This window comes from Leuconostoc holzapfelii (assembly GCF_012396485.1).
Lineage (GTDB): Bacteria > Bacillota > Bacilli > Lactobacillales > Lactobacillaceae > Leuconostoc > Leuconostoc holzapfelii.
Map to the genome: position 1 here is coordinate 41,378 of NZ_JAAXPO010000005.1, position 23,385 is coordinate 64,762.

General features: G+C 43.8%; 25 protein-coding genes, 2 tRNA genes and 1 other annotated feature. Of the genes, 23 read left to right on the forward strand and 4 right to left on the reverse strand.

The annotated features are described in order from the left end of the window. The first annotated feature begins 10 nt into the window (after positions 1-10). The 5 genes from HF966_RS05295 (at position 11) to HF966_RS05315 (ending at position 3,829) form a co-directional block, all read left to right on the forward strand. Positions 11-796: a hypothetical protein gene (locus tag HF966_RS05295; protein WP_168676882.1), complete on the forward strand. Its 786-nt coding sequence runs from the start codon at positions 11-13 to the stop codon at positions 794-796. A gap of 10 nt (positions 797-806) precedes the next feature. Then, positions 807-1,073 carry a hypothetical protein gene (locus HF966_RS05300; protein ID WP_168676884.1) on the forward strand — a complete coding sequence of 89 codons (267 nt, stop codon included), beginning with the start codon at positions 807-809 and terminating at the stop codon, positions 1,071-1,073. Between the two features lie 26 nt (positions 1,074-1,099). After that, positions 1,100-2,176: a GH25 family lysozyme gene (locus HF966_RS05305; protein WP_168677098.1), complete on the forward strand. Its 1,077-nt coding sequence runs from the start codon at positions 1,100-1,102 to the stop codon at positions 2,174-2,176. A gap of 9 nt (positions 2,177-2,185) precedes the next feature. Beyond that, complete coding sequence (locus HF966_RS05310; protein ID WP_168676886.1) at positions 2,186-2,641, forward strand: holin; 456 nt, start codon at positions 2,186-2,188, stop codon at positions 2,639-2,641. Positions 2,642-2,800: 159 nt separating this feature from the next. Then, positions 2,801-3,829: an Abi family protein gene (locus HF966_RS05315; RefSeq protein ID WP_168676888.1), complete on the forward strand. Its 1,029-nt coding sequence runs from the start codon at positions 2,801-2,803 to the stop codon at positions 3,827-3,829. 408 nt (positions 3,830-4,237) lie between these two features. On the opposite strand, the gene HF966_RS05320 is transcribed toward HF966_RS05315, so the two are convergent. Continuing rightward, positions 4,238-4,311 (reverse strand) — tRNA-Arg (locus HF966_RS05320). A 115-nt stretch (positions 4,312-4,426) separates the two neighbouring features. Between HF966_RS05320 and HF966_RS05325 the strand changes: the two genes are divergently transcribed. The 9 genes from HF966_RS05325 (at position 4,427) to HF966_RS05365 (ending at position 10,609) form a co-directional block, all read left to right on the forward strand. Further along, positions 4,427-4,945: a molecular chaperone gene (locus HF966_RS05325; RefSeq protein ID WP_168676890.1), complete on the forward strand. Its 519-nt coding sequence runs from the start codon at positions 4,427-4,429 to the stop codon at positions 4,943-4,945. Positions 4,946-4,974: 29 nt separating this feature from the next. Beyond that, positions 4,975-5,550, forward strand: a complete 576-nt coding sequence (locus tag HF966_RS05330; RefSeq protein ID WP_168676892.1) for a TetR/AcrR family transcriptional regulator — start codon at positions 4,975-4,977, stop codon at positions 5,548-5,550. Positions 5,551-5,609: 59 nt separating this feature from the next. Continuing rightward, positions 5,610-5,693 (forward strand) — a sequence feature (ribosomal protein L21 leader region). Positions 5,694-5,704: 11 nt separating this feature from the next. After that, on the forward strand, positions 5,705-6,004 hold the full coding sequence (gene rplU / locus HF966_RS05335) for a 50S ribosomal protein L21 (protein ID WP_168676893.1): 300 nt from the start codon (positions 5,705-5,707) through the stop codon (positions 6,002-6,004). A gap of 28 nt (positions 6,005-6,032) precedes the next feature. Then, a complete protein-coding gene (gene rpmA, locus HF966_RS05340) occupies positions 6,033-6,350 on the forward strand; it encodes a 50S ribosomal protein L27 (RefSeq protein WP_168676894.1) in 318 nt (105 codons plus the stop codon). 115 nt (positions 6,351-6,465) lie between these two features. Beyond that, the gene (locus tag HF966_RS05345) at positions 6,466-7,560 is read left to right on the forward strand and encodes a M24 family metallopeptidase (RefSeq protein WP_168676895.1); all 1,095 of its coding nucleotides are present in this window, start codon (positions 6,466-6,468) and stop codon (positions 7,558-7,560) included. A gap of 1 nt (position 7,561) precedes the next feature. Beyond that, a complete protein-coding gene (locus HF966_RS05350; RefSeq protein ID WP_168676897.1) occupies positions 7,562-8,008 on the forward strand; it encodes a hypothetical protein in 447 nt (148 codons plus the stop codon). 51 nt (positions 8,009-8,059) lie between these two features. Then, a complete protein-coding gene (locus HF966_RS05355) occupies positions 8,060-8,677 on the forward strand; it encodes a metallophosphoesterase family protein (protein WP_168676898.1) in 618 nt (205 codons plus the stop codon). A gap of 28 nt (positions 8,678-8,705) precedes the next feature. Next, a complete protein-coding gene (locus HF966_RS05360) occupies positions 8,706-10,055 on the forward strand; it encodes a bifunctional metallophosphatase/5'-nucleotidase (protein ID WP_168676899.1) in 1,350 nt (449 codons plus the stop codon). 23 nt (positions 10,056-10,078) lie between these two features. Beyond that, positions 10,079-10,609 carry a YutD family protein gene (locus HF966_RS05365; protein WP_168676900.1) on the forward strand — a complete coding sequence of 177 codons (531 nt, stop codon included), beginning with the start codon at positions 10,079-10,081 and terminating at the stop codon, positions 10,607-10,609. Positions 10,610-10,677: 68 nt separating this feature from the next. Here HF966_RS05365 and HF966_RS05370 read toward each other — a convergent pair. The 3 genes from HF966_RS05370 to HF966_RS05380 all read right to left on the reverse strand — a co-directional run bounded on the left by HF966_RS05370 (position 10,678) and on the right by HF966_RS05380 (position 13,040). Beyond that, a tRNA-Glu gene (locus tag HF966_RS05370) sits at positions 10,678-10,749 on the reverse strand. A 103-nt stretch (positions 10,750-10,852) separates the two neighbouring features. Then, positions 10,853-11,893: a branched-chain amino acid aminotransferase gene (locus HF966_RS05375; RefSeq protein WP_168676902.1), complete on the reverse strand. Its 1,041-nt coding sequence runs from the start codon at positions 11,891-11,893 to the stop codon at positions 10,853-10,855. Positions 11,894-11,951: 58 nt separating this feature from the next. After that, the gene (locus tag HF966_RS05380) at positions 11,952-13,040 is read right to left on the reverse strand and encodes a PTS sugar transporter subunit IIC (protein ID WP_373306378.1); all 1,089 of its coding nucleotides are present in this window, start codon (positions 13,038-13,040) and stop codon (positions 11,952-11,954) included. Positions 13,041-13,485: 445 nt separating this feature from the next. On the opposite strand from HF966_RS05380, the gene HF966_RS05385 reads away from it, so the two are divergent. The 9 genes from HF966_RS05385 to HF966_RS05425 all read left to right on the forward strand — a co-directional run bounded on the left by HF966_RS05385 (position 13,486) and on the right by HF966_RS05425 (position 23,367). Next, positions 13,486-14,427: an NAD(P)-dependent oxidoreductase gene (locus HF966_RS05385; RefSeq protein WP_168676904.1), complete on the forward strand. Its 942-nt coding sequence runs from the start codon at positions 13,486-13,488 to the stop codon at positions 14,425-14,427. 145 nt (positions 14,428-14,572) lie between these two features. After that, positions 14,573-15,628 carry an ABC transporter ATP-binding protein gene (locus HF966_RS05390; protein WP_168676906.1) on the forward strand — a complete coding sequence of 352 codons (1,056 nt, stop codon included), beginning with the start codon at positions 14,573-14,575 and terminating at the stop codon, positions 15,626-15,628. Between the two features lies 1 nt (position 15,629). Next, positions 15,630-16,559: a carbohydrate ABC transporter permease gene (locus HF966_RS05395; RefSeq protein WP_168676907.1), complete on the forward strand. Its 930-nt coding sequence runs from the start codon at positions 15,630-15,632 to the stop codon at positions 16,557-16,559. Continuing rightward, entirely contained in the window at positions 16,556-17,377 is an 822-nt protein-coding gene (locus tag HF966_RS05400) for a carbohydrate ABC transporter permease (RefSeq protein ID WP_168676908.1), read from the forward strand. Before HF966_RS05395 ends, HF966_RS05400 begins: the two co-directional genes overlap by 4 nt. Beyond that, positions 17,374-18,726, forward strand: coding sequence for an ABC transporter substrate-binding protein (locus HF966_RS05405; RefSeq protein WP_246586689.1), 1,353 nt, complete (start codon positions 17,374-17,376; stop codon positions 18,724-18,726). The genes HF966_RS05400 and HF966_RS05405 overlap by 4 nt, the downstream gene beginning before the upstream one ends. Positions 18,727-18,735: 9 nt before the next feature. After that, positions 18,736-19,446 (forward strand): glycerophosphodiester phosphodiesterase family protein, encoded by a 711-nt coding sequence (locus tag HF966_RS05410; RefSeq protein ID WP_168676910.1) that lies wholly within the window; start codon positions 18,736-18,738, stop codon positions 19,444-19,446. A 160-nt stretch (positions 19,447-19,606) separates the two neighbouring features. Next, a complete protein-coding gene (locus HF966_RS05415) occupies positions 19,607-20,866 on the forward strand; it encodes a bifunctional folylpolyglutamate synthase/dihydrofolate synthase (RefSeq protein ID WP_373306379.1) in 1,260 nt (419 codons plus the stop codon). Between the two features lie 84 nt (positions 20,867-20,950). After that, positions 20,951-22,075 carry a tRNA dihydrouridine synthase gene (locus HF966_RS05420; RefSeq protein ID WP_168676913.1) on the forward strand — a complete coding sequence of 375 codons (1,125 nt, stop codon included), beginning with the start codon at positions 20,951-20,953 and terminating at the stop codon, positions 22,073-22,075. Between the two features lie 152 nt (positions 22,076-22,227). Further along, the gene (locus tag HF966_RS05425; protein ID WP_168676914.1) at positions 22,228-23,367 is read left to right on the forward strand and encodes a cation:proton antiporter; all 1,140 of its coding nucleotides are present in this window, start codon (positions 22,228-22,230) and stop codon (positions 23,365-23,367) included. Positions 23,368-23,385 lie beyond the last annotated feature (18 nt).

Consider the following 23,385-nt stretch of genomic DNA (forward strand, 5'->3'; position numbering starts at 1 on the left):
TACAATCACAATGTCAATTACAATGTACCAATCCGACCGACAATTTGTTACCCCAGCAAATGACGCGTCACTATATTCAGCACTAGGGGGTGACACGTCCGGTGTCCTAAGACGAGGTAACCATCTAAATATCACCGTATCAGGTTTACAAGTAACAGTTGATACAGGCCAAGCCATCGTGCTAGGGCGCCTGATTGAGGTAACCGAACCCGTTGCCTTTACTTTACCCGCATCAGCAACCGGTAACGTTGTCATTGGTATCGACCTATCAAAGGCCAACACTGTGATGGGCCAAGCAGGACAAGCCAATTATCAAGTTAAGGTCAATCAGGTGTATTTAGCAGGTATCACAGGAGACCTAGTACAGGAAGACATCAACAACGGGGGCTACATTTATCAATTACCAATTGCCACATTTACCACTACCGCAACGACAGCGACAGTTAACCAAAATAACCCCATGCTTAATGACTCAGGTTGGCTAAACATGGACACGGCCCGCACCGGTGCACGCCTTTGGGGCAACCCATCATATGCTCAGTATCGAGTACGCGATAACGTTGTGTTCTTGCGGTGGCGCGGTGTCGATGTGACCAACTCAGTGAATGGGAACCAAGTAGGTTATGTGCCGGCCTCAATTAGGCCTGATGTGGACATTACCGCAGCTGGTACCAATATTGATAGCTCAGGTAACCAAGCAGTAACTGCTGTTATCAACGAGGGCGCGGTTCTTTGGATTAACTATTCAGACAACCACAGAACTAACGTACACGGTATGCTATCGTACCCAATATAGGAGGTGATCAATGGAACGAATTGCAATTTTAATCGGGGAGATTGGTGGTGCGGGAGCAGTAGTTTTTGGGGCATTTTTCTACTTATTTAAAAGCACGTTCAAACAAATGATCGAGCCGCTGTCTAAGTCAATTGACGGACTCACCTTTAATGTTGGGCTTCAAACTAACCTACTCAAAGAGCATAAAAATAAGTTAGAGACATTGGAAAGCCGTGTTAATGGCCATGATATTCGTATCGAAGTTATTGAACACGACCACGAGAGAGGAGAAAAATAGTGAAAAAATTTAATAAGCTACGTAAAATGGCGATTGCTACTGGTGTGGCGGTCGCTTTTATTGTGGGCGCTGGTAGCGTATCAGCCAACACGAACGGTATCGACGTCGCGAGCTATCAAGGCGACACGACACAATATTTTAGTTCATTCAAACAAGTGGGCGACCAGTTCACGATTGTTAAGTTGGGCGGCCGAGGCGGTGGCGAGGGTTCACATTATGTGAACCCAAAAGCCTACAACCAAATCCAGAACGCAGCACGTGCAGGTATGCAAACAGCGGGCTATTTCTGGGGCGAGTTTGGCGATTCGGTCGCAGAGGCAAGCTACCACACACAACTATCGGTTCAGGACGCACAGAATGCCGGATTAGCCAAGGGTAGCTACATTGCATTGGACTATGAAGCTGGTGCGGGCGTCAACGTAGCGAATAACACAACCGCGATTTTGACTTATATGGACGCGATTTATGCAGCCGGTTATAAGCCAATGTTGTACTCTGGTTACTACTACATGAACAAGAACATTGACTTGTCACGTATTAATGCACGCTATCCCAATGCGTTATGGGTAGCTTGGTACTTGACAACCGCTAACCAGATTGTCCCACCAATGCAATACTTCCCAAACATGAGCAATGTTAAGATTTGGCAGTATGCAGACAACCATTTCGGCGTTGATGGTAACGTTATGGTTGTTGGCTCATTGGATAACGATACGCCAGCCGAAGACGTAGCTAAGCCAACTAACCGACCAACAGACGAACAACCAGTCGCAACCGCCGATAAAACGCAATACGCAACATTTAGCAGCGTGTATGTAGCGGACGTTTGGAAAAAGTGGCAAGGTAAGTATTATGGTGTCAACAAAGACATGGGCATTCCTGTGATCGACTACAACAACTACATGCCGGTCGGTTCGTTGACGTTGACTGATAAGTACGGTAACAAGTTACGCAACCAAACAATCCAAGGAAATAACGGACGTATGGAATACTTCACGCTTGACGGTAAGTACAAGGTGCTAAGTCAAACAGCCACAGCAGTTGAAGTGCAAATTAACGGCGAACCAGTTTGGATGATGAAGTCGTTCGCAACAATCAAATAAGGAGATCACATGGACACAAATACAATCACTAAATTAATTACAACAATCGCTATTGCAGCTATTCCTATTATTGGTGCATACGTCAGCAAGGTTATTTTAGGAAACAAAGAGGCTGTTAACCTGATTCAAGTGTTATCTCCATTAGCAAAAGATGCCGTAGTGGCTATGCAGAAATTAGGTGCCACGGAGTTTTTGGAAGGTGAAGCTAAGAAGTCTGGCGCGGTTAAAATTGTTAATCAAGCACTAACTGCTTTAGGATTTTCTGATGCAGATGAAACATTAATCAAGAATGCAGTCGAGAAAGAATATGCTCTATTGATTAATGAGTTGAATCAGGCATACCCACAGATGACGGCTGAACAAGAAAAAGCGCAAGAGGCAGCGGCACAACAAGCTAGTGAATTAGCCAAAGCACAACAAGCACTAGCTGATGCACAAGCTAGGGTCAACGCCTTACAAAACTGAATACATTAAAAGACCCAATCAGATTGATTTCTGGTTGGGTTTTTTTGTTTATAAAAATAGTAGCTTCTCTACTAATTAGATAGTAAATATAAAACATGAAATACATTTATTTGTAGTATAATTATGATTGTTTTTAATTTAGTAGCCCGGAGATAAATTATGGGAAGTATGAAAGAAGCTTTCGATGTAGCTCGTTTAAATTCAGATACACATATCGCAGAAGTAGAAGAATTCAAAAAAAACCATAAAAAATTAAATATAGAAGATCAAGTAAAAGCTTTAAAGGACAAAGGAATTACGTTTCACTTGATTTCTGAAGAAGATGCAAAGATAATATTAAGCAATATTAATTACTATCATAAAATAACATTATTTAGGCGCAATTTTAAGAAAGAAAAAATTGGAGAAGATAGTAAATACGAAAATCTAGATTTTTCCTATCTATCTAAAATAGCAAGTAAAGATATGCAACTAAGATACCTTTTACTACAAATGTGTTTAGATATTGAACATGCATTAAAAACTCAGTTAATGAGTAGAATATCTGAAGATAGTAACGAAGATGGGTATACAATTGTACACGAATTTATACAGTCGATGACTGATAGGGGGGTGGAAACAGACATAGATAAAATAATTTCTATAGCTAAAAAGAATGAAAATTATCAACACAACCTTTATAGCAAAAATAATAACAAAGATATGATGCCTATATGGGTACTTATTGAATTTATGTCGTTTTCTCAAGTTATTGAGTTATTCCTTTTCTATTATAAAAAGAGCAAATGGCTCGGTTTATCAAAAAATGAACTGGGAACAGTACTAATATCCACAAAAAATATAAGAAATACGTGTGCACATAGTAGCCCGATATTGTTTGAATTACTCGAGTCAGAACTGGCATATCAACCAAATGTGGTAAGTAGATTTGCAGATAAAAGTCAAATCAAGAGAAGTATTAGAAAATATTTAAAATTCAATGATATAATTTGTTTATTCTATGCTTACGACATTTTAATACAAGGAAAAGGTAGTAAACTACATAGGTATAAAACTATAGATGAGTTCTACAATAAGTGTAAAAAGGACCTATCTTATCTATCCAAAGAAAACCCAATTAGCATGTACTTGGATTCTATAAAAAAATTACTTGACAGAAATAAATATGTGATGGATAATAATCTTTAAGGAAAGAACGGAACGACTGTTCGGCGATTTTGGATAATTTTTCAAATGATGCTTGTTGACCAAAAATTAAAAGTTTCCTTTTTATTTTATATAAAAGGAGTAAAGACCCCAACGTTTATGTTGAGGTCTTTTCATTTATTATGATATAAAAAGTACAAATTGATGTTTTTTGGGAAGTTGTAAAATTGTGTTTTCGTTTTTAAGTTGACTAAAACACCCAACTGGATAATTTCTGGTTGGGTCTTTTTTTGTTGCCTAAATTTGTAGCACTATTGTAGCACTACATTATCAAAATAGTGAATTTTAACGAATTTAATTATACTCTCTTGAACACTAAAAACCCACGCTTACCAAGGGTTTAACCAACAAAAAACCGTCCTACCAACAATCGTGGTAAAACGGCGAAAATGCGTTGAGGGGGAGTCGAACCCTCGACCTGCCGGGTAGAAACCGGCTGCTCTATCCAGCTGAGCTACCAACGCAATACAATCTATATCATAGCATATATGGCGCGATTGATAAAGAATGAAAGCGCCTATTTTGTTCATTAGAAATTCATAGTATACTGTATATAATGAAGACATGGAGAAGTAACTCATGAGAAAAGCATTTATTGCCCTAGGCGTCATTATGGTTGTCTTGTTGACGGCATTAATTACTGTGAACCAACAGCCAAAATATGCGGGCGTATCGATGCCAAAATCGGATTATCAGCAGCTGCAACGCTCACAACGTGAAATCAAAGATTTTGTGCAAACCTTGGATAACTTTAAATATGACAAACCAAAGACAATGACGGCTGTTGAAAATGCCGGTAATGTGATTATCAAGGATAACAGTAAGAATTTGAGTAGTAGCGATGCGCAAGCTTTGCGCGATGCTTTTTATGGTGACCAAGGCATTATTACCATTGTTCACGCGGCCAAGAAAGGCCACTACAATATTGATGGAAGTGTGGCCTCACGTTTCCATGATAAATTTAATACCATCATTACGATGTCTGTCAATGCCTTGAATAAGAGTTCGGCGCAGCGTGCAGATATCGTCACGCAGATGAAAGTAGATCTTAATATCGAATCAGCAATCTATCAAATCGGTGCAAAGAACGACGAATAGTCACGATTAATCGTGGTTGGAGAAGTAAGATGATTAAAAAAGAAGATGCCCGTGTGTTGCGAACAAAAAAAGCGATTGAAGAGGCGACGATCAGTTTACTCACTGCGCAACCAGACTTTTCAATTACCACGCTTTTAAACCGTGCACAAGTGACCCGTGGCACTTTTTACAAGTATTATCAAAATAAGGAACATTTAATCTCTGAGGTGAACAACAGCCTATTACTGGAATTTACCCAACATATTCAGGGGCATTTCCGTGTGGCTAAGATGGTTCAGGCCATTAGTGCGCGCGCAGCTTTTTACAATGCGGTGTTAAATCTACACAGCGATGGCATTTATTTTGCCACGTTGATGTCACGGATGCGCACACAAATGTTAACACAACTCACCAGTATAGAGGATGAAGCCCGTCATCGTAAAATGGTTTACCAGTGGGAAGCTGTGATTGGCGCGTTTTGGGCATTGATTTCTAAGTGGCTGTTGGAGAATATGGATCTGGATCAAACCGCCTTACTTCAAGAGTTTTCAGATATTTTACGGGTGAATACCACCGCGGCCACCCAGACGGGGCTAAATTTATTCGATTTTGAGGTTAATAGCTGAGAATTTATCGGGATATCTTGACGAAAATGTTAAGATTTGCTATAATTGAAAAGTTGTTAGCAAAGCTACAACCACTCGGAACAGGTTGAAGTACGTGTCGGACTAGAGCCGGCCCGCCTGGGATGGTGAGTCTAAGTAAAAGGAGAATTCAATAATGGCATATGCAGTTATTGTTACAGGCGGCAAGCAATACAAGGTCGCTGAAGGCGACACAATCTTCGTCGAAAAGTTGGATGCAGCTGAAGGTGAAAAGGTAACTTTTGACCAAGTTGTTTTGGTTGATGGCAAGGTTGGAACACCTTTCGTTGATGGTGCAAAGGTTTCTGGTACTGTTGAAAAGCAAGGTAAGCAAAAGAAGGTCGTGACGTTCAAGTACAAGGCCAAGAAGAACATGCATACTAAGCAAGGCCACCGCCAACCATATACACGCGTGAAGATTGATTCAATCGCGTAATCATTACTTGTAAAGGAGAAATAGACTTATGTTGATGAATCAAGAAAACTTGCAAATGTTCGCGCACCACAAGGGTGGCGGATCTTCAGCCAACGGTCGTGACTCAGCTGGTCGTCGTCTAGGCACGAAAGTTGCTGACGGCCAAGCTTTGACAGCTGGCTCAATCATTTATCGCCAACGTGGGACACACATCTATCCAGGTGTGAACGTTAAAAAGGGTGGCGATGACACATTGTTTGCTTTGACAGACGGTGTTGTTAAGTTCGAACGCAAGGGTCGTGAAAAGCGCCAAGTATCTGTTTACACACGTGAACAATACAACGAAATCTTGGCAGCCGCTAAGTAATGTAATTAAAAGACACAACCAAGTAAGGTTGTGTCTTTTTTATGAGCTTAAACTAATAATTAAGAGCTTGTGTTACAATAGATATAACGATTAAATAAAAAGGATGTGTCGCAATATGACAAGCTATTTTGAATCACGCATTGCTAAACTACAAAAGCTCCTAAAGCAGCTTGACTTGGATGGCATGGTTGTCTATCAAGGTGCCAATACAAAGTATTTGACAGGGTTTGATGGTGGCACTGGCGATGGTGTGGTCGTGGTTGGTCCAGACCGGGCATGCTTGATTACTGATGCACGTTATGAAGAAGATTACAAAAACCGGTTACCTGAAGGCGTTGATTTCACGGTGACGCGAGCTTACTATGAGACGGCAGTGGCGACGGCAACAGAGTTTAACATCAAGCGTTTAGCGTTTGAAGCGAGCTTACCCTATGGAGTCTATGACTTGATGGATGAGCTATTACCAGCAGACATTAGCTTTGATGCGGTACCAAATGCTATTGAGGCGCTTCGTGAAGTGAAGGATGAAGCGGAGTTGGCGGCCTTGCGTCGTGCAGCTGATGCTTCAATGAAAGCCTTTAATGCATTGTTACCCCTCATTAAGCCAGGGATGACGGAACGTCAAGTTGCCAATGAGTTGGATCGTTTACAAAAAGTTTATGGGGCAGAAAAGGCGTCCTTTGATACCATCGTCGCTTCCGGCTATCGTGCTGCTTTGCCACACGGTGAAGCTACTGATAAAGTCATTGCAGCTGGAGAATTAGTGACGATTGACTTTGGTTACTATGTTGATGATTATACGTCAGATATTACCCGTACAATTGCCATTGGCGAAGTGGACGAAGAATTGCAAAAGATTTATCACATTGTCAAGCAAGCCAATGAAAACGCGATTGATGTGGTGAAACCTGGTATTTCTGGTAGTGAAATTGATCGTGTCGCCCGTGAGTATATTACCGCACATGGTTATGGCGAAGCTTATAATCATTCAACTGGTCATGGCGTCGGGTTAGATATCCACGAAGGGCCTGCGTTGAGCGCACGTTCAAGTGACGAAATGCAAGCTGGCCACTTGCTCACAATCGAACCGGGAATTTATTTGGCAGGCAAAGGTGGCGTGCGCATTGAAGATGACGTGATTGTTACGCCGACTGGTTATGAAAATTTGACAGCCAGTTTGACTAAAGAATTGCTAGTGATCGAGGCCTAACATGTCAAGTCGGCGATTAGATTTTTTGGTGTTTTACCGTGGTAATCTGGCAACAGGGTTTGACTACGTTTATCTTAAGCGCCATGAAGGCCATGCCTTTTTACAATTTGCTGATAAAACCCAACCGGTCAAGAATATTACGGCATTGGAATTTGATTTTTACAACCCACATTATAACGCCGCAGGCGAATCCTTTAATTGGCGTTATCGTGAATCATGGCACGATATGACGGCACAATGGGATGATTTTGCCCAGCAAGCTTGGGATTATTTGGAGACTTGGATGGCGGCTTATCCCGGCCCATCCTATCCAGATCCGAGTTTAAATGATGAGTGGGGGGTGCGGTTTAAAGCACCTGGTGAAAAAGAACGTTTCATCTGGGGACTCAATGCATTTCCTGCGAATTTGCAAGATTTCTCAACTTACTTGTATCAATTAGGTCAATAAGGCGTTGCTTGGGCAACGCCTTTTTATCCATTGTGATGTTTAGGAGGGCCCATGAATTTTTTTACGTCAGATACCCATTTTTATCATCGCGACTTAATTCTGGGCGGTTATTTTTCACCTCGTGATCAGTTCTTAACAGTCGAGATGATGAACGATACAATTGTGGCGAACTGGAACGCCCGAGTTAAGCCAACAGATACAGTCTATCTATTGGGGGATATTGCGCTGGCTTTTGATAAGCCAGCCAAGCAGGCGATGGCCCAGACGTTAGATTTGTTGAACCAACTCAACGGTCAAATTGTGATCATTAAAGGGAATCATGATTCGGCTGCCTTGTTAAAGTTTTTACGAGCAAATAATCAAATGCTGGCATCTGGCCGGCCCAAATTTTTAACGCATGACGTGGGTACTCGGTTGAAATTTGCCCATTACGAGGTCTTTTTAACGCATTACCCGATGTTATTTGGCATCACGAAAAATAAAATTAACCTCCATGGGCATATCCATCATGCCAGTGTCCATCATCAAGAGAATCTCAATGTGGCCATTGATTCGTCAGATCGGGACTATTTGTCCACCGGACGTGTGCCATTTGGTGCACCACTCAGTGAAGCGGAAGTGATTGACATGATTGTCGGGAAACGCCGCGATTACCAGCAACGGCAATAAAACGTATAAAATCGGCGAAAGGAGCCTCATGGCAAGCGAAACCATTCATTTATTGCACACAAATGATGTCCACTCACATCTTGAAAATTGGCCGCGCATACAACGTTTTTTATTAGACCAACAGGCGCAAGATGTGCAGTGTTTGACGTTTGATATTGGGGATGCAATTGATCGTTTACATCCGTTAACCGATGCGACGATGGGCAAAGGCAATGTGGCATTGATGAATGCGGTGCATTATGATGCCGTCACGATTGGCAATAATGAGGGACTTGTCTTACCTCATGAAGCCATGGCGACCTTGTATGAGCAGGCAAATTTTGACGTGGTTGTGAGTAATTTAAAGACGTTGCCAGATTTGACACAGCCGGCGTGGGCCAAGCCATATAAAATCCTGACCACCACACAGGGTACCCGAATTGGCGTGCTGGGCTTGACAGCACCTTACACGCTGACGTATCCGGCTTTAGGTTGGCAACCTGAGCCAGTCGATGCAACCATTGACCGACTGTTACCGGTCTTACAAGCGCAAGCTGATGTGGTGATTTTATTGTCACATTTGGGGTTGCCAACTGACGAAGAGCTTGCAGAAAAATATCCGATTGATGTGATCATTGGCGCACACACGCATCATTTACTTGAACATGGTAAAATGGTGAATGGCACGTTACTTGCCGCGGCTGGACGCTATGGAAATCATGTTGGCGAGATTATCTTAACACTGGAAAATCATCAGGTGACCGCGCAAACTGCGCGGGTGACGCCGACTTATGAAATGGCTGAAGCGGATGATGATTTTCAAATGATACATGGTTGGCTGCAAACTGGGAAAACCCTGTTAAAAAAACAGGTAATAACCCAAATACCACGCGACATTTCAGCAGATGAACAAAGTTATGATGCCTTACGTGCTTTGAAAGCCTATTTTGGCGTGTCAATTGCCATGGTATCGACCGGAATGTTCGTAGACGATTTACCAGCGGGTGTTTTAAGTGATTATGAGTTACTTGAAAGTATGCCACACGCCATTAATCCGATGCTCATGACCTTGACGGGCGCCGACATTGTGCAAATGCTCTCAGAAATCACGGACCAACAGGCGCGCTTAGCAACGTTGGCTATTAAAGGCAGTGGCTTTCGTGGGAAAGCATTTGGTTATTTAAGATTTAATGGCTTAGACCATGATGCCAAAGGCCAAATTTGGCTTGCCGGTGAAAAACTCGTGCTAGACCAAACGTATCAAATTGCCACCTTGGATCACTATAAATGGCTGCCATTTTTCCCAGTGATTCAACAAGCGCCAGTTGATATTGCGCAAAGTCTTTTGTTGCGTGAGTTGATGGCGCAATATTATCGAACAAAATATCAAAAAGTTTAAACACATGAAAGGCGGTTGAATCGATGGATCGCGATACGTTAAAAGAACGTACCTTATTACAACAAGAAGAACGCAAAAAAGCGTATCAAATTACCCGAACGGGGGATGAGATTGAAATTGATCGCTTAACTTTAGAATTAGTAGAGGATTTTAAAGCGGCCTTTGATTTAGATAAACTCGCTGTGCGATATACGCCGCTTTTGGCACAATATGATTACATTGTCGGTGATATTTCAGCCGAACAACTGCGATTAAAAGGGTTTTATCGTAATGATAAAACCGTGGCGAATCAGGATAAAATTGAGGCGTTACAAGATTACTTGTATGAATATGTGAATTTTGGTGCCCCATATTTTGTTCTTGAAAATGTCAATCCGCGGCCATTGGAACCCGAGACACGTCAAAAGAACAATAACCGTTCGCGGAAAAACAATCGTCGACGGCCACAAAGTGACAAAGACAAACCAGTGAATAAGACGCAAGTCGCGCATAAGACAGCGAAATCCAATCATAAGAAGCCTGGCAAACGGGCTTTCGTTATTAAACAAAAATAACAGCCAATGGCTGTTATTTTTTTGATTGAAAACATATAAAAAGCCGCAACCGAAGTTGCGACTTGATATAGCTCGTGAGAGAATCGAACTCTCGATTCCGCCGTGAAAGGGCAGCGTCTTAGCCACTTGACCAACGAGCCATGGTCAGTGATGTCTGATATGTATCAAACAACTATACTAGTATAGCAAGCCTTAATTGAGATGTCAACAAAAAAAGCCTAGACTTTAATCTAGGCTAATTTTTTAGTTAAGTGGGACGTCAACGGCCCAACCCTCAGGGCCTTTTTCATCACCGTATTGAATCGCTGTCAAGCGATCATACAATTTTTGGGTCCATGGCCCAACTTCAGTCTCGGAGTAGAAAACATGCTTGTTGCCATTATGGGTAATTGAGCCAACTGGTGAAATGACTGCCGCTGTCCCCATGGCACCGGCTTCTGCGAATTGATCCAAGTCATTGATAGAAATCGTTGTTTCTTCTGCTTTAAGCCCAAGTTCTTCGGCAACGGCCAAGAGTGAATACTTGGTGACAGATGGCAAGATTGAAGGGGATTTAGGTGTCAAGAAACGGCCATCTTTGGTGATACCAAAGAAGTTGGCTGACCCTAATTCTTCAATGTTTTCATGCAGACGTGGATCAAGATAGACCACATCTGAGTAACCAGCGGCATGGGCTTCATCACCGGCCAGCATTGAAGCGCCATAGTTACCACCAGCCTTGGCAGCACCCGTGCCACCATGAGCGGCACGATCATAATGATTAGTGACGTAGGCTGTTGGTGTTAAGCCACCTTTATAGTAAGCACCAACCGGTGTGGCATAAACTTCAAAGACGTAATTATCAGCGGGATGCACACCCACAACTGGGCCACCACCGAATTCAAAGGGACGAAGGTAAAGGGTTGCCCCTGTGCCATATGGTGGAATAAAATCTTGGTTTGCTTTGGTGACTTCACGTAAACCACGGAGGAAGAGTTCTTCTGGCACTGGCGCCATCATCAAGCGTGCAGCTGAGTTTTGCAAACGCTTCGCGTTACGATCAGGGCGGAATAGATTGGCACCACCATCTTTGCGCCGATAAACCTTGAGGCCTTCAAAAATATTTTGACCATAATGCAGGCCTGTGGCAGCTTCATTGACTGGCAAAGTTGAATCTGTTTCAAGACCACCTTCACTCCATTTGCCGTCCTTGTAGTAAGCGCGGAAGCGATATGGCAAGTCATGATACTCAAAACCAAGTTCAGACCAATTGAAATCAGCGGGTTGTGCTTTCTTTTGTGACATAATCTATTCTTCTTTCTGATAAAATTATAATAATTCTACTATAACGCTTCATTAAAAATTAAACAACATCTAAATGTAAATCATTTTCATGGGTCTTACCCATCTTCTTTAGCGTATAGTACATGGCCATGCAGGCGACAACTGGCACGACGATACCAAATACTGCCACTAGCAACAGTCCCATTGGGTTAGTTGATGCCAGTGCAAGTGGGGCGATAAAGCCATTGAGGCCAAGGCCGGCAATGGCAAATGGCACCTTTAAGTGGAAGACGCCAACGGCCACCATTGCTGATAAGCCGGCCACAACAGCAGGGCCAAACATCAATAAGGGGCTTTTCAATAGGTTAGGGAATTGGACTTTTGGTGTCACAATCGTTTGTGCGAAGTTGGCACCAAGGTCATTTTGCGTCCAACCCATGGCAGTGTAGACAACAAAACCAGCCGTTGTACCAATCAAAGCGGCACCACCCGACAAAGGATCTAACATGACAGCGATGGCCAAAGCTGCTGAAGAGGCTGGGGTCATCAAGAATAGGAACCAGACCACTGACACAACAAAGGCACCAAGGAATGGGTTGACTTTCATGGTTGAGGCGAGTGTTTCTGAGACCCAGTTCAAGAATGGGGTGGTGACTGATGCCGTACCTAGTCCAAAAAATGTCCCAGCAAGGGTGGCCGCAAATGGCACAAGCATCATGTCCAGCGGTGTTTTTCCAGTCAACCAGTTACCGACCAAAACCGCACAAATTGCAGCTAGCACCGCAGAGATAGGTTGACCAGATGTCATGACTAGCGAACCTGCTGGTTGGTTAGCCAACCAACCTGTAGCTGTGTGGGTGGCTGGTACCACCGCAGAAGTGAAGTAAACGGCGTTAGAACCGACTGTGGCAGAAATTAATGCCGCACCAGTAGTCAAAATGTTAGCACGCATCATGATGGCGATACCAACACCTAAGGCTGGGGCAAGCATTTTTTGACCCATGAGTCCGGCTTGAATGAGTGGGGTATAGTGGAACAAATTACCCAATGACGACATTAATAGCCCCATGCCAAGAACCGCTAGGATGGCATTTGAAATTCCAGTTGAGACATCGAAGACAACATCTCGCAGTGTCTTGGGTTTGACTTTTTTATCGCGAAGCGTCATATCGCTTTCAGCTAGTGTTGGGGCAGCGTTTGCAGTGAGATCCATATCATTTTCCTCCGTGGTATCCTGTTGCGATGCGTTCTGCTCAGACAACAGGCGTGTGTGTTTAAAATCAAAAAGAAAAGAGGTACTAGTTTTGCACTAGCGCCTCTTAAAAATGTTGTTATCTGCAACATTCTTGCGCCAGTCGAGCAACCTTCTCGACTGGTAGCAAAAATAGACCAGCGAGAAGTCACATAATAATGACGACGTTGATCGTAATGACGTTTGTGAAGTTGTCAGTTGCTGATAAAGTCATGTTTTTGTTTCCTTTGATTTGATGTTTTAAATTATGGCATGAAGTTTATTAAATGTCAACATTTTAATTTAAAACTCATCAAATTCATTTTATTTGTTAGATACTATGCGTTATGATAGCCTTAGGAAATAAATCGGAGGGTTCAATATGTTACTTCTTGCAGTGAAAGCTATTAGTGAAGCCAATCGTGCCTTTTTGGCAGCGCATGAGATTGATGTTGTGACACCTGATACCGTGACTGCGGAGCAAATTCCAGAAATCGCCATAAGCTATGGTTGGGATAATCGTATTGGGGAAAAGATATTGGCGCAGCCACATGCCAAATTAAAATGGATTCAAGCGCAGTCAGCTGGCGTCGATTATTTACCATTAGCCACATTAAAGGCGCGGGGTATCAACGTCACCAATGCGAGTGGCCTCAAAGCTGAGCCAATTGCGCAAACGGTTTTGAGTTATATTCTCTACTTTGCTCGTGGTTTGAATGTCTATGCCACGCGACAACATTGGGAGCCCTTTACAGATCAATATATGATTAGTGAGTTACCAGTGTTGGTGTTTGGCACTGGTCGAATTGGTCAACAAATTGCAGCGCAAATCAAAGGGTTTGGTGGCACGGTTTATGGTGTCAATACTACCGGACGTGAGGTGTCGGGCTTTGATGCGGTTTATCCAATCGGGAATTATCAAGAAGGCCTGGCCAAAGCTCGTGTGGTGGTCGATGGTCTACCTGGCACCAGTGATACCGCTAATTTCTTTGATGAATATTTTTTTGAACAAGTGAATGAATTATTTTTATTTGTTAATATTGGGCGGGGCACAACATTAGATCAACAAGCCTTATTGGCAGCGATTGACGACACGCGGGTGCGCTTTGCTGCCCTTGATGTGACGACGCCAGAACCCTTACCACTACAGCATCCATTATTTGAACGGCCACAAATTTTATTGACACAACATACAAGTTGGGGAGAGCACGCGAATTTTGGTCGTACAGGGGGGCTCTTTCGTTTGTTTGAAAAAAATGTCCCAGGATTTGTTGCTGATGGCCAATTAACACATAATGTTGTGGATTTAGATAAAGGCTATTAATGTTGTTGATAGCGGCCAAGCGGGTGACTGCTTGGCTTTTTTGATGACATTTCTTTACAATTATTTACACGTTTACATCATTTGGCGCACGCGGTATTGACATGACCTTGCTAGGATTGAATTATCAAGAAAGGTAGGGATGCGCATGATTGAGTTGAAACAGCTTCAAAAAGTGTATGATCAGCAGCAAGATGCCGTGATTAAAGAGGTGACAGTTAATATTTTACCGGGTGAGTTTTTTGTGATGGTCGGCCCATCCGGATCTGGAAAATCAACAATTCTCAGAATGATCGCTGGTCTGGAACCGATTACTGGTGGGGATTTAATCATTGCCGGTGAGCGGATGAATGATTTGCCACCGAAGGCACGGCATTTATCCATGGTTTTTCAAAATTACGCCTTATACCCAAACATGACGGTTTCTGAAAACATTACGTTTGGTCTGAAAGCTCGTAAGGTTGCCAGTGCAACCCAGCTCCAACGGCTGTCAGATGCATTAGCGTTGGTCGGTTTGACCGATTATGCCTACCGATATCCACGCGAATTATCAGGTGGCCAACGCCAGCGCGTAGCATTGGCACGCAGTATTGTGTCAGGGGCAGAGATTATTTTAATGGATGAACCGTTATCCAATTTAGATGCGCAGTTACGAGAAAGTGTGCGTTATGAAATTAAAGCGTTACAGCGTAAATTGGGGATTACCGTGGTCTATGTGACGCATGATCAAACGGAGGCGATGACCATGGGTGATCGCGTGATGATTCTAAATGATGGGGTCGTGCAGCAAATTGGCACGCCAATGCAACTTTATGAACTGCCAGCCAATACATTTGTCGCCAAATTCTTTGGCACACCGCAAATGAACGTGCTCACTGCAGTCACGGATTGGAAAAATCAAGGTGTTGCCATTGATACACCGTTTGACCCTGATGCCATGGTTGGTATTCGGCCGGAAGCCGCAAGACTCAACCCGGAAAACGCAGACGATATGGCGATTGAATTTTGGGTCGCCACAGCAACCCAAATCGGTTCAGAAACGCTGTTGTTTGGCACCATTAATGGCCGTGAAGAGACACTGCAATTTAAAATTTCGGGACATCTTGATGTCCCAGCAGAACAATTCATCACGCTTTACATCCCGCGTAACGCGCTTCATTATTTTGATTTAAATGGCAATATGTTAGCCAAAGTGGGGGTCTAATATGGCCCAAAATACATCAGCAATCCAACCGCACCAGCTAACCAGCCAGCGTGGCCGACAAGTGATAACCGCCCATCTCACAGCGTTGGGTTTTCTCATGCCATCCTTGATTTTTCTCGGAGTGTTTGTGTTTTATCCTTTGGTTAAAACCGTCTATTATAGTTTCTTTTTGACCAATGCTTTAGGGCAACCGGTTAAATTTATTGGTTTAGCCAATTATGCGACGTTGTTACATGACCCTGTGTTTTTGAAAAGCTTGTGGGTCACGTTAATTTTTGTGGCAGCCGTGACGAGTTTGACGACAATTTGTGCCTTATATTTGGCCAACCTTGCGCGTAAGCATTTGCGGGGCACTGTCATTTTTAGAACTTTGTTTGCCTCAACCATGGGTGTTTCGGTATCGGTGGCATCTGTGTTGTGGTTATTCTTTTTTCAACCGACGACGGGCGTTTCCGACATGATCCTTAACTTCTTTCATCTGCCACCCATCCATTGGTTAACGGGGAATGTTTGGGCGCTAGTGGCGGTGATTCTCACCGTGGTCTGGATGAATTTAGGTTTTGCTTTCTTAGCCATTTCTGGTGCTTTAGAAAACGTGCCGACCCATTTATATGAAACGGCTGAAATTGAAGGGGTGACGCCATGGTTAAAATTTCGTTTTATCACGTTACCGCATATTAGCCCAACCTTGTTTTTTGTGGCGACGGTGACAATGATCAATGCGTTTCAAACATTTGGACAAGTGGATCTGTTGACAAAGGGTGGTCCAAATAATCATACCAATTTAATTGTTTATCAGATTTACCGCGATGCTTTTGTCAACCTCAATGTTGGTAAGGCGTCAACAGAGTCCATGCTATTAGCAATTTTGATTGCGTTGGTTACTTTTGCGCAATTCAAACTGACAGAAAAGCGGGTGATGTATCAATGATTATACCAATACGAGAAAAACTGTGGCGCTATACACTTTTGATTGGCTTATCTGTGCTTATATTTGCCCCAGTGCTGGTGGGTATTTGGGTCTCGTTTTTGCCCAATACGGCCATTTTAAACGGCCAATATTTTTCTGCCGCGTTAACGCTTGGGAATTACACACAAGCCCTGACCCAGACGCCAATTTTGCGCTATTTATTCAACTCTTTTGTCGTAGCAGGACTAGTCATGGTTGGCCAAGTTATTTTTTCAGCCTTAGCCGCGTATGCGTTTGTCTTTCTGCCGTTCAAAGGTAAAAACGTGATTTTCTATGCCTTTATCGCCACGATGATGTTACCGTTTGAATCGCAACTCATTCCGAATTTTCAAACGTTACGTTGGTTGGGGTTCTTGAATCATTATGCTGCATTGGCCCTGCCGTTTTTTGCAACGGCGTTTGGTACCTTTTTGTTGCGACAGGCATTTATGCAAGTACCAATGGCCCTTCGTGAATCAGCGATGGTAGAAGGCATCGGACATGGACAATTTTTGTACCGCGCAGTTTTGCCTTATGCCAAAACGAGCCTCTTGACCCTTGCGGCGTATTCGTTTTTGACAACTTGGAATATGTATCTTTGGCCGCTGATTACCAGTTACAGTGACAATGTTCGCACCGTGCAAATTGGATTACGTCAATTACAAGCCACCGAAGCGGTCAATTCCTGGGGGTTAATCATGGCTAGTGCCATTTTAATGATGATCCCCAGTTTAGTGGTCTTGTTTTTATCACAAAAAGCCTTTAAATCAGGCTTGATTGACGGGGCGGTGAAGTCATGATGAAAAAAATTGCGACGATTATCATTGTTAGTCTCACTTTTCTAGTGGCTATTGTATTAGGCGTTGCGCACGGGAAAACCCCAACAGCCAGCGCCAATCAGCGTACGACCATCGTTTTCTGGCATTCTATGGGCGGCAAACCGGCTGCGGCGTTAAAACAACTCGTCGCCCAATACAACGCTTCGCAAGACAAATATACAGTGGTGCCAGAATATCAAGGGGCTTATACAGAGTCCTTACCAAAGTATTTAAATGTGGCGAATTCTTCGGCCGCACCCGCCCTTGTGCAGGCGCAAGAAATTGCGACAAGTACGATGTTGTCGACCCAAAGTACGATCCCAATGTCACAGCTCTTATCCAATCAAACGACGGATCAAATCGAGGATAATATTGCCCGTTACTACACCGTTAATCAGCAGCTGCAAGCCATGCCTTTTAATACTTCTACCCCAGTTTTGTATTATAATAAGGGTCTCGTCGAACAGTTGGGTTTGACGCCGTTACCAGAAGATCCAAGTTATTCGGATGTGTTGCAGCTCGCCAAGGCCATGACGGCTAAAACTGGTGGCAAGACAAAAGGGATGACCATTGAAGCTTATGGGTGGTTATTTGAAGAATTAACCGCCAACCAAAACCAATTGTTGGCCAATCATGATAATGGGCGTGCGCCTGGTGAGTACGCGACTAAAATCAATATTGATACGCCGGCGGCCAAGCGTTTAATGCAATTGATGACGCAAGCCATTCAGGATAAATCCTTTGTGAACTACGGGTCTGGTGATATTGCCGAGGCGAACCAACAAACGGCGTTTTTGGCGGGGAAGTTGGGGCTATTCATGCAATCGTCAGCTTCAACTGGTGATTTACAAGCCAACGCCAAGTTTAAACTCGGCGTCACGTATCTGCCGCATGCAGATGGCATCCCGCGCAATGGCTTAGCCTTAGGTGGGGCTGCGCTTTGGGCGAATAAGCACCAACCCGCAAACGTCAAACAAGGCGTGGCCGATTTCTTGAAATTCATGGCATCAGCTGAGTCACAAGCGCAATGGCGTTTAGCGACAGGGTATTTGGCCGTGAATAAGAACGCCAAGAACTTGCCACAAATTACGTCAGCGGTTGCCAAAGATCCGAATTTAGGTGTTGCGACGCAACAGTTGGCCACGAGTCAAAAAAATCCTGTGACGGCTGGGCCATTGGTGCCGATTATGCCAATTGCTCGGACAAATATGGAAACGGTGATGCAAGCCATCGCCAATGGGGCGCCGATTGATCAGAGTCTGAAAGTCGCACAAGATACGACCAATCAAGCCCTGGCAGCTTATAATGCTGCCAATCATCTAAAGAAGTGAGGAAGACGCATGATAAAAATTGCGCATCGCGGCATCTCCGCCCAAGCACCAGAAAATACCCGGGCCGCATTTGAAATGATGTTACCGCTTGGCGTCAATTGGTTAGAGACTGATATTGATATGACTGCCGATGGTCGCCTCGTGTTGATTCATGATAGTAAAGTGAACCGGACCTCAAATGGGAATGGGACTGTGAATCATAATTCGTTACTAGGTTTACAGAAGCTCGATTTTGGGCAATGGTTTGATGCGGCATTTACCGGTGAACGCATCGTGACGTTGGATTGGCTGGTTGATTTTATCAATGAACACCAAATCAATGTGAACTTTGAACTGAAGACAAATGTCCGCGGTGAGCAGCAAAATTTCTATTTGATGCGCCTTCATCAAGCCATTCACCGTATTCACCGTGACAATCAAATTATCGTGTCGAGTTTTGATGTAAAATTGCTGAAAAAATTCCATGAGCTGATGCCCAAAATTGCGATTGGTCTCTTAATTGCAGAAACAATCCCGGAAAACATTGTCGAGTTGGCACGCTCAGTTGGCGCCAAATATGTGCATCCCGACGTCAATTACCTGACATCAGCTGACGTACAACTGTTGGCAGCCAATCAGTTGCAAGTCAATGTGTGGACAGTTAATAATGCCGTGGCCGCACACCGCTTGGCTGATTGGGGTGTGAATGCAATCTTTACTGATTTTCCAAAGACGATGTGAGTCGTCTTTTTTGTTTGGAAATAATGCTGCCGTCGATATTTTTTTAGCTGACATGTGATAAAATAGAGGGCAGATTAATTGTCGGAGGCTTAATGTGGCAAAATTGGTAGAGCGGCGTGCCGCAAGGGTTGCAGCAAATTATAAGCGGGTCATTAAGCGCATGGATAACCAGTGGCATGCGCTGGATGATTCCCGCGTGTCGGTGGTCAAGGAAGTACTGGCTTGGCTTGGCCATCCGGACCAAAAACTTAAAATCATTCACATTGCTGGGACGAATGGTAAAAGTTCTACTGGGGCCATGTTGGGAGCAATTTTACTAGCCAATGGTTATTCTTTCGGCCATTTTTCGAGTCCATACATCCTCTCTGACCGTGAACAGATTACCGTCAATGATGACATGATTTCCAAAAGTGATTTTTTACGCCACTATCAAACGTTGGTGGCCTGTTTTAAACGTCATGGGGTAGATGCCAATCATTTGACCTACTTTGAGTATTTCACGGTGATATCACTCATGCATTTTGCGGAAAATGCAGTTGATTTTGTTATTTTTGAAGCTGGTTTGGGTGGCTTGCGTGATGCGACCAACGCAATTAATCCACCATTGTTGACAGTGTTTACCAAAATTAGTGTCGATCATCAACTTTCAATCGGACGCAATCTAAAAGATATTGCAGAAAATGAAGCCGCCATTATCAAACCAGGGACTTTGGTCATTGATTATGCAGGACAAGATATGACGGTTCATCGAATTTTAAAGGCGAAGGCCGAAGCAGTCGGCGCCAAGTGGTTTGTGCATGAGCAAGACCAGATCATCATTGCCAACACGACGCCTGCCGGAATGGATCTCATGATTAATGGCACGTCAGGTTATTTTTTGAGTATGCCAGGGGCATTTCAAGTGCATAATTTTGGGATTGTCTTACAAATTAAAGCCGCTTTAAAGGCGATGGGATACACGTTTACCACTGAACAAACGCGGACTGGTCTAGCCAATGTTAGCTTGATAGGCCGTATGAACTACCATCCGGAAAAAAATATTTTATTTGATGCGGCCCACAATGTGGATGGGATGACAGGCTTGGTCGCAGCGTTAAATGCCTGGCATTTGAAAATCAAGCCAACCTTGATTTTAGGTGTGTTAAAAGATAAAGATTATCATGAAATGTTGGATTTAATTATTCCGGTGGTCCAACGTGTCATTACTGTCACGCCGAAGAATAAGTCCCGAGCGTTATCAGCTGAAGCGTTAGCTGCCACGATTATTACCTCTTATCCTAAGGTTGAAGTCGAAATTGCCAGCGATGCCTCTGCTGCAATTTCACTGGCAATGCGTGTCCGAGAATCTTCACAGGCACTCATTGTTGTCACCGGCTCTTTTTATACGTTAGGCGCCTTGCAAAAAGATGACCGGATTTAGTGTAAAATGTCACGTTTTTGAGATTATGGTTCAAATATGGTATGATATGATACGTTGACTTACATTAAATAAGGAGAAAGATTCATGACGCAAGCGTCTCCTCAAAATCTTTTCTGGGATGACGTCGTGGCTAACGCACAAAAAGGCCATGACACAACCGAAAAGCAACCGTTTTTCAGTTTAGCACCAATGGAAGCTGTAACGGATACAATTTTCCGTCGGGTGGTTGAACAAGCTGGCGCCCCTGATGTTTATTTTACCGAATTTACTAACGCCAGTTCGATGGTGCATCCCAAGGCAAAGTTCTCCGTGCAGGGCCGTTTGGCTGTTGCCGAACATGAAACCCAACCGGTAGCTCAAATTTGGGGTTCACGCCCTGAAGATATTGCCGGTGCGGCAAAACTTTTGCCAGCAATGGGCTATCGGGCCGTCGATTTAAACATGGGGTGCCCGGACCCGACGGTGATTAAAAATGGTGCGGGATCTGATTTGATACGTCACCAAGAATTAGCGCAACAACTGGTGGCTGCAGCTAAAGAATCTGGCTTGCCCGTCTCCGTGAAGACGCGATTGGGTTTCTATGATCCGTTGGAATTCCGTGAGTGGTTGCCAATTATTTTGCGCCAAGATGTGGCGGTGTTGACGATTCATTTGCGCTCACGCAAAGAAATGTCAAAGGCCCCAGCGCATTTTGAGTTAATCGACGACATTGTGGCCATGCGGGACGCTATCGCGCCAAACACATTGTTACAAATCAATGGCGATATCAAATCTCGCGCCGAGGGTGAAGCATTAGCCAAAGCACATCCAGGGGTTGACGGGATTATGATTGGGCGTGGTATTTTTGAAAATCCCTATGCTTTTGAAACAAGCCCGCGTCAACATACTTTGGAAGAATCTATCGCCTTGTTGAAATTACAGTTGGATTTGTTTGATGAAGTGAATGCAACAGTGACACCAAAGCATTTTGAAGCGTTAAAGCGTTACTTTAAAATTTATTTGCGTGGCTTTGCGCATGCCTCTGACTTGCGCCAAATGCTGATGGCAACCCACGCTACCCAAGAAGTACGCGAAATCTTGGATCGTGAACTAGCACGTGTTTATGCGGCTGTTGCCGCGGATCAACATATTTATCGTGATAATGCTGCCGCAAGTGCGGAAATGGCCGCTGCCAACGCCGCTAAAATAGCGCGTGAAGCGGCGAAGTAAAAAGAGAATAGTGAATTGGTTGAGGACATACTCAAGGCGAACGTTTGTGGGGGAGCAGCGTTAAACTTTGATGTGTGCTCTTTTTTTGTCGCTAAAAACAGCTAAAATAGCTGAGAAAGGATGTATTGTCATCACAATACAACATCACTAATATGGTAATTTATTTAGATTTATTTTTAATTTTAATCGCAACAATTGGGTTGGGGCTCGGGGCGCAGCGCATTGGGTTGCCCGTGGTTGTCGGGCAATTACTGGCAGGCGTGCTGCTGGGGCCGAGCTTGTTAAATATTGTCCAGATTTCTCATAGTATTGATCTCATGGCAGAAATTGGGGTCATGATTTTGATGTTTATCGTGGGGTTGGAAACCGATATTAATCAACTCAAAGCTAACATCAAGCCGTCGCTTGTGGTGGCCTTTCTAGGGGCCGTTTGTCCGATGGTCGGGTTTTATTTTCTCGCCCAGGCCTACCATTTTAGTCCAGAACAGGCCTTATTTTGGGGCGTCGTCTTTGCGGCCACATCGGTATCAATTACGGCAGAAGTCCTCAATGAATATCACCAATTAAAAACGACTGCTGGGGCAACGATATTGGGCGCGGCTGTGGCAGACGATATCTTGGCGGTCGTCAGTTTAACCGGATTTATTGCTGTATTTGGCGAGGTGTCTGGTCACCAACAACCATTGTGGTTGCAAGGTGTCCTTGCGATTGGTTTCTTTATTGGGCTGTATTTGGTCAGTCGTTTTATTTTACCAACATTTGTCCGGGTAGCTACGGCGATGCCTTTACCCGCAATGCCGGGTTTGGTGGGTATGTTGCTGGCACTTGGTGCTGGGACAGCCGCAGAATTTGCTGGTATTTCAGCGGTTGTGGGGTCATTTTTTGTCGGGGTGGCTATCGCAAGTTTGCCTCAAGCGCACAAAATGCGATCTGAAACTGTCGCGATTGGTTATGGCATTTTTATTCCCATTTTTTTTGCAAGCATTGGTTTAAAAATTTCTTTTGCCGGTTTGGCAGATAAATGGGGCTTTTTGCTTGTCATGACTCTAGCCGCCATTATGACCAAGTGGGTGGGGTCAGGTCTAGGCGCTAAGCTCGCAGGTTTGAACAATTCAGCGGCCAATGTGATTGGCTTAGGAATGGTTTCTCGTGGTGAAATGGCGTTGATCGTGGCCAATATTGGTTTAGAAGCGCATGTAATTAATCGGGGAATTTATTCTGATTTAGCCATCATTATTCTGGCATCCACAATTTTTGCACCGATTGCTTTGAGAAAAGTCCTTGTAAAATAGTTAAAAAGCGGTTGTTCC

Bases quoted from the DNA above. Each gene is read 5' to 3' on its own strand.
- HF966_RS05295 (WP_168676882.1), top strand. From the start codon at position 11: ATGTCAATTACAATGTACCAATCCGACCGACAATTTGTTACCCCAGCA.
- HF966_RS05300 (WP_168676884.1), top strand. From the start codon at position 807: ATGGAACGAATTGCAATTTTAATCGGGGAGATTGGTGGTGCGGGAGCA.
- HF966_RS05305 (WP_168677098.1), top strand. From the start codon at position 1,100: ATGGCGATTGCTACTGGTGTGGCGGTCGCTTTTATTGTGGGCGCTGGT.
- HF966_RS05310 (WP_168676886.1), top strand. From the start codon at position 2,186: ATGGACACAAATACAATCACTAAATTAATTACAACAATCGCTATTGCA.
- HF966_RS05315 (WP_168676888.1), top strand. From the start codon at position 2,801: ATGGGAAGTATGAAAGAAGCTTTCGATGTAGCTCGTTTAAATTCAGAT.
- HF966_RS05325 (WP_168676890.1), top strand. From the start codon at position 4,427: ATGAGAAAAGCATTTATTGCCCTAGGCGTCATTATGGTTGTCTTGTTG.
- HF966_RS05330 (WP_168676892.1), top strand. From the start codon at position 4,975: ATGATTAAAAAAGAAGATGCCCGTGTGTTGCGAACAAAAAAAGCGATT.
- rplU (WP_168676893.1), top strand. From the start codon at position 5,705: ATGGCATATGCAGTTATTGTTACAGGCGGCAAGCAATACAAGGTCGCT.
- rpmA (WP_168676894.1), top strand. From the start codon at position 6,033: ATGTTGATGAATCAAGAAAACTTGCAAATGTTCGCGCACCACAAGGGT.
- HF966_RS05345 (WP_168676895.1), top strand. From the start codon at position 6,466: ATGACAAGCTATTTTGAATCACGCATTGCTAAACTACAAAAGCTCCTA.
- HF966_RS05350 (WP_168676897.1), top strand. From the start codon at position 7,562: ATGTCAAGTCGGCGATTAGATTTTTTGGTGTTTTACCGTGGTAATCTG.
- HF966_RS05355 (WP_168676898.1), top strand. From the start codon at position 8,060: ATGAATTTTTTTACGTCAGATACCCATTTTTATCATCGCGACTTAATT.
- HF966_RS05360 (WP_168676899.1), top strand. From the start codon at position 8,706: ATGGCAAGCGAAACCATTCATTTATTGCACACAAATGATGTCCACTCA.
- HF966_RS05365 (WP_168676900.1), top strand. From the start codon at position 10,079: ATGGATCGCGATACGTTAAAAGAACGTACCTTATTACAACAAGAAGAA.
- HF966_RS05375 (WP_168676902.1), bottom strand. From the start codon at position 11,893: ATGTCACAAAAGAAAGCACAACCCGCTGATTTCAATTGGTCTGAACTT.
- HF966_RS05380 (WP_373306378.1), bottom strand. From the start codon at position 13,040: ATGACGCTTCGCGATAAAAAAGTCAAACCCAAGACACTGCGAGATGTT.
- HF966_RS05385 (WP_168676904.1), top strand. From the start codon at position 13,486: ATGTTACTTCTTGCAGTGAAAGCTATTAGTGAAGCCAATCGTGCCTTT.
- HF966_RS05390 (WP_168676906.1), top strand. From the start codon at position 14,573: ATGATTGAGTTGAAACAGCTTCAAAAAGTGTATGATCAGCAGCAAGAT.
- HF966_RS05395 (WP_168676907.1), top strand. From the start codon at position 15,630: ATGGCCCAAAATACATCAGCAATCCAACCGCACCAGCTAACCAGCCAG.
- HF966_RS05400 (WP_168676908.1), top strand. From the start codon at position 16,556: ATGATTATACCAATACGAGAAAAACTGTGGCGCTATACACTTTTGATT.
- HF966_RS05405 (WP_246586689.1), top strand. From the start codon at position 17,374: ATGATGAAAAAAATTGCGACGATTATCATTGTTAGTCTCACTTTTCTA.
- HF966_RS05410 (WP_168676910.1), top strand. From the start codon at position 18,736: ATGATAAAAATTGCGCATCGCGGCATCTCCGCCCAAGCACCAGAAAAT.
- HF966_RS05415 (WP_373306379.1), top strand. From the start codon at position 19,607: ATGGATAACCAGTGGCATGCGCTGGATGATTCCCGCGTGTCGGTGGTC.
- HF966_RS05420 (WP_168676913.1), top strand. From the start codon at position 20,951: ATGACGCAAGCGTCTCCTCAAAATCTTTTCTGGGATGACGTCGTGGCT.
- HF966_RS05425 (WP_168676914.1), top strand. From the start codon at position 22,228: ATGGTAATTTATTTAGATTTATTTTTAATTTTAATCGCAACAATTGGG.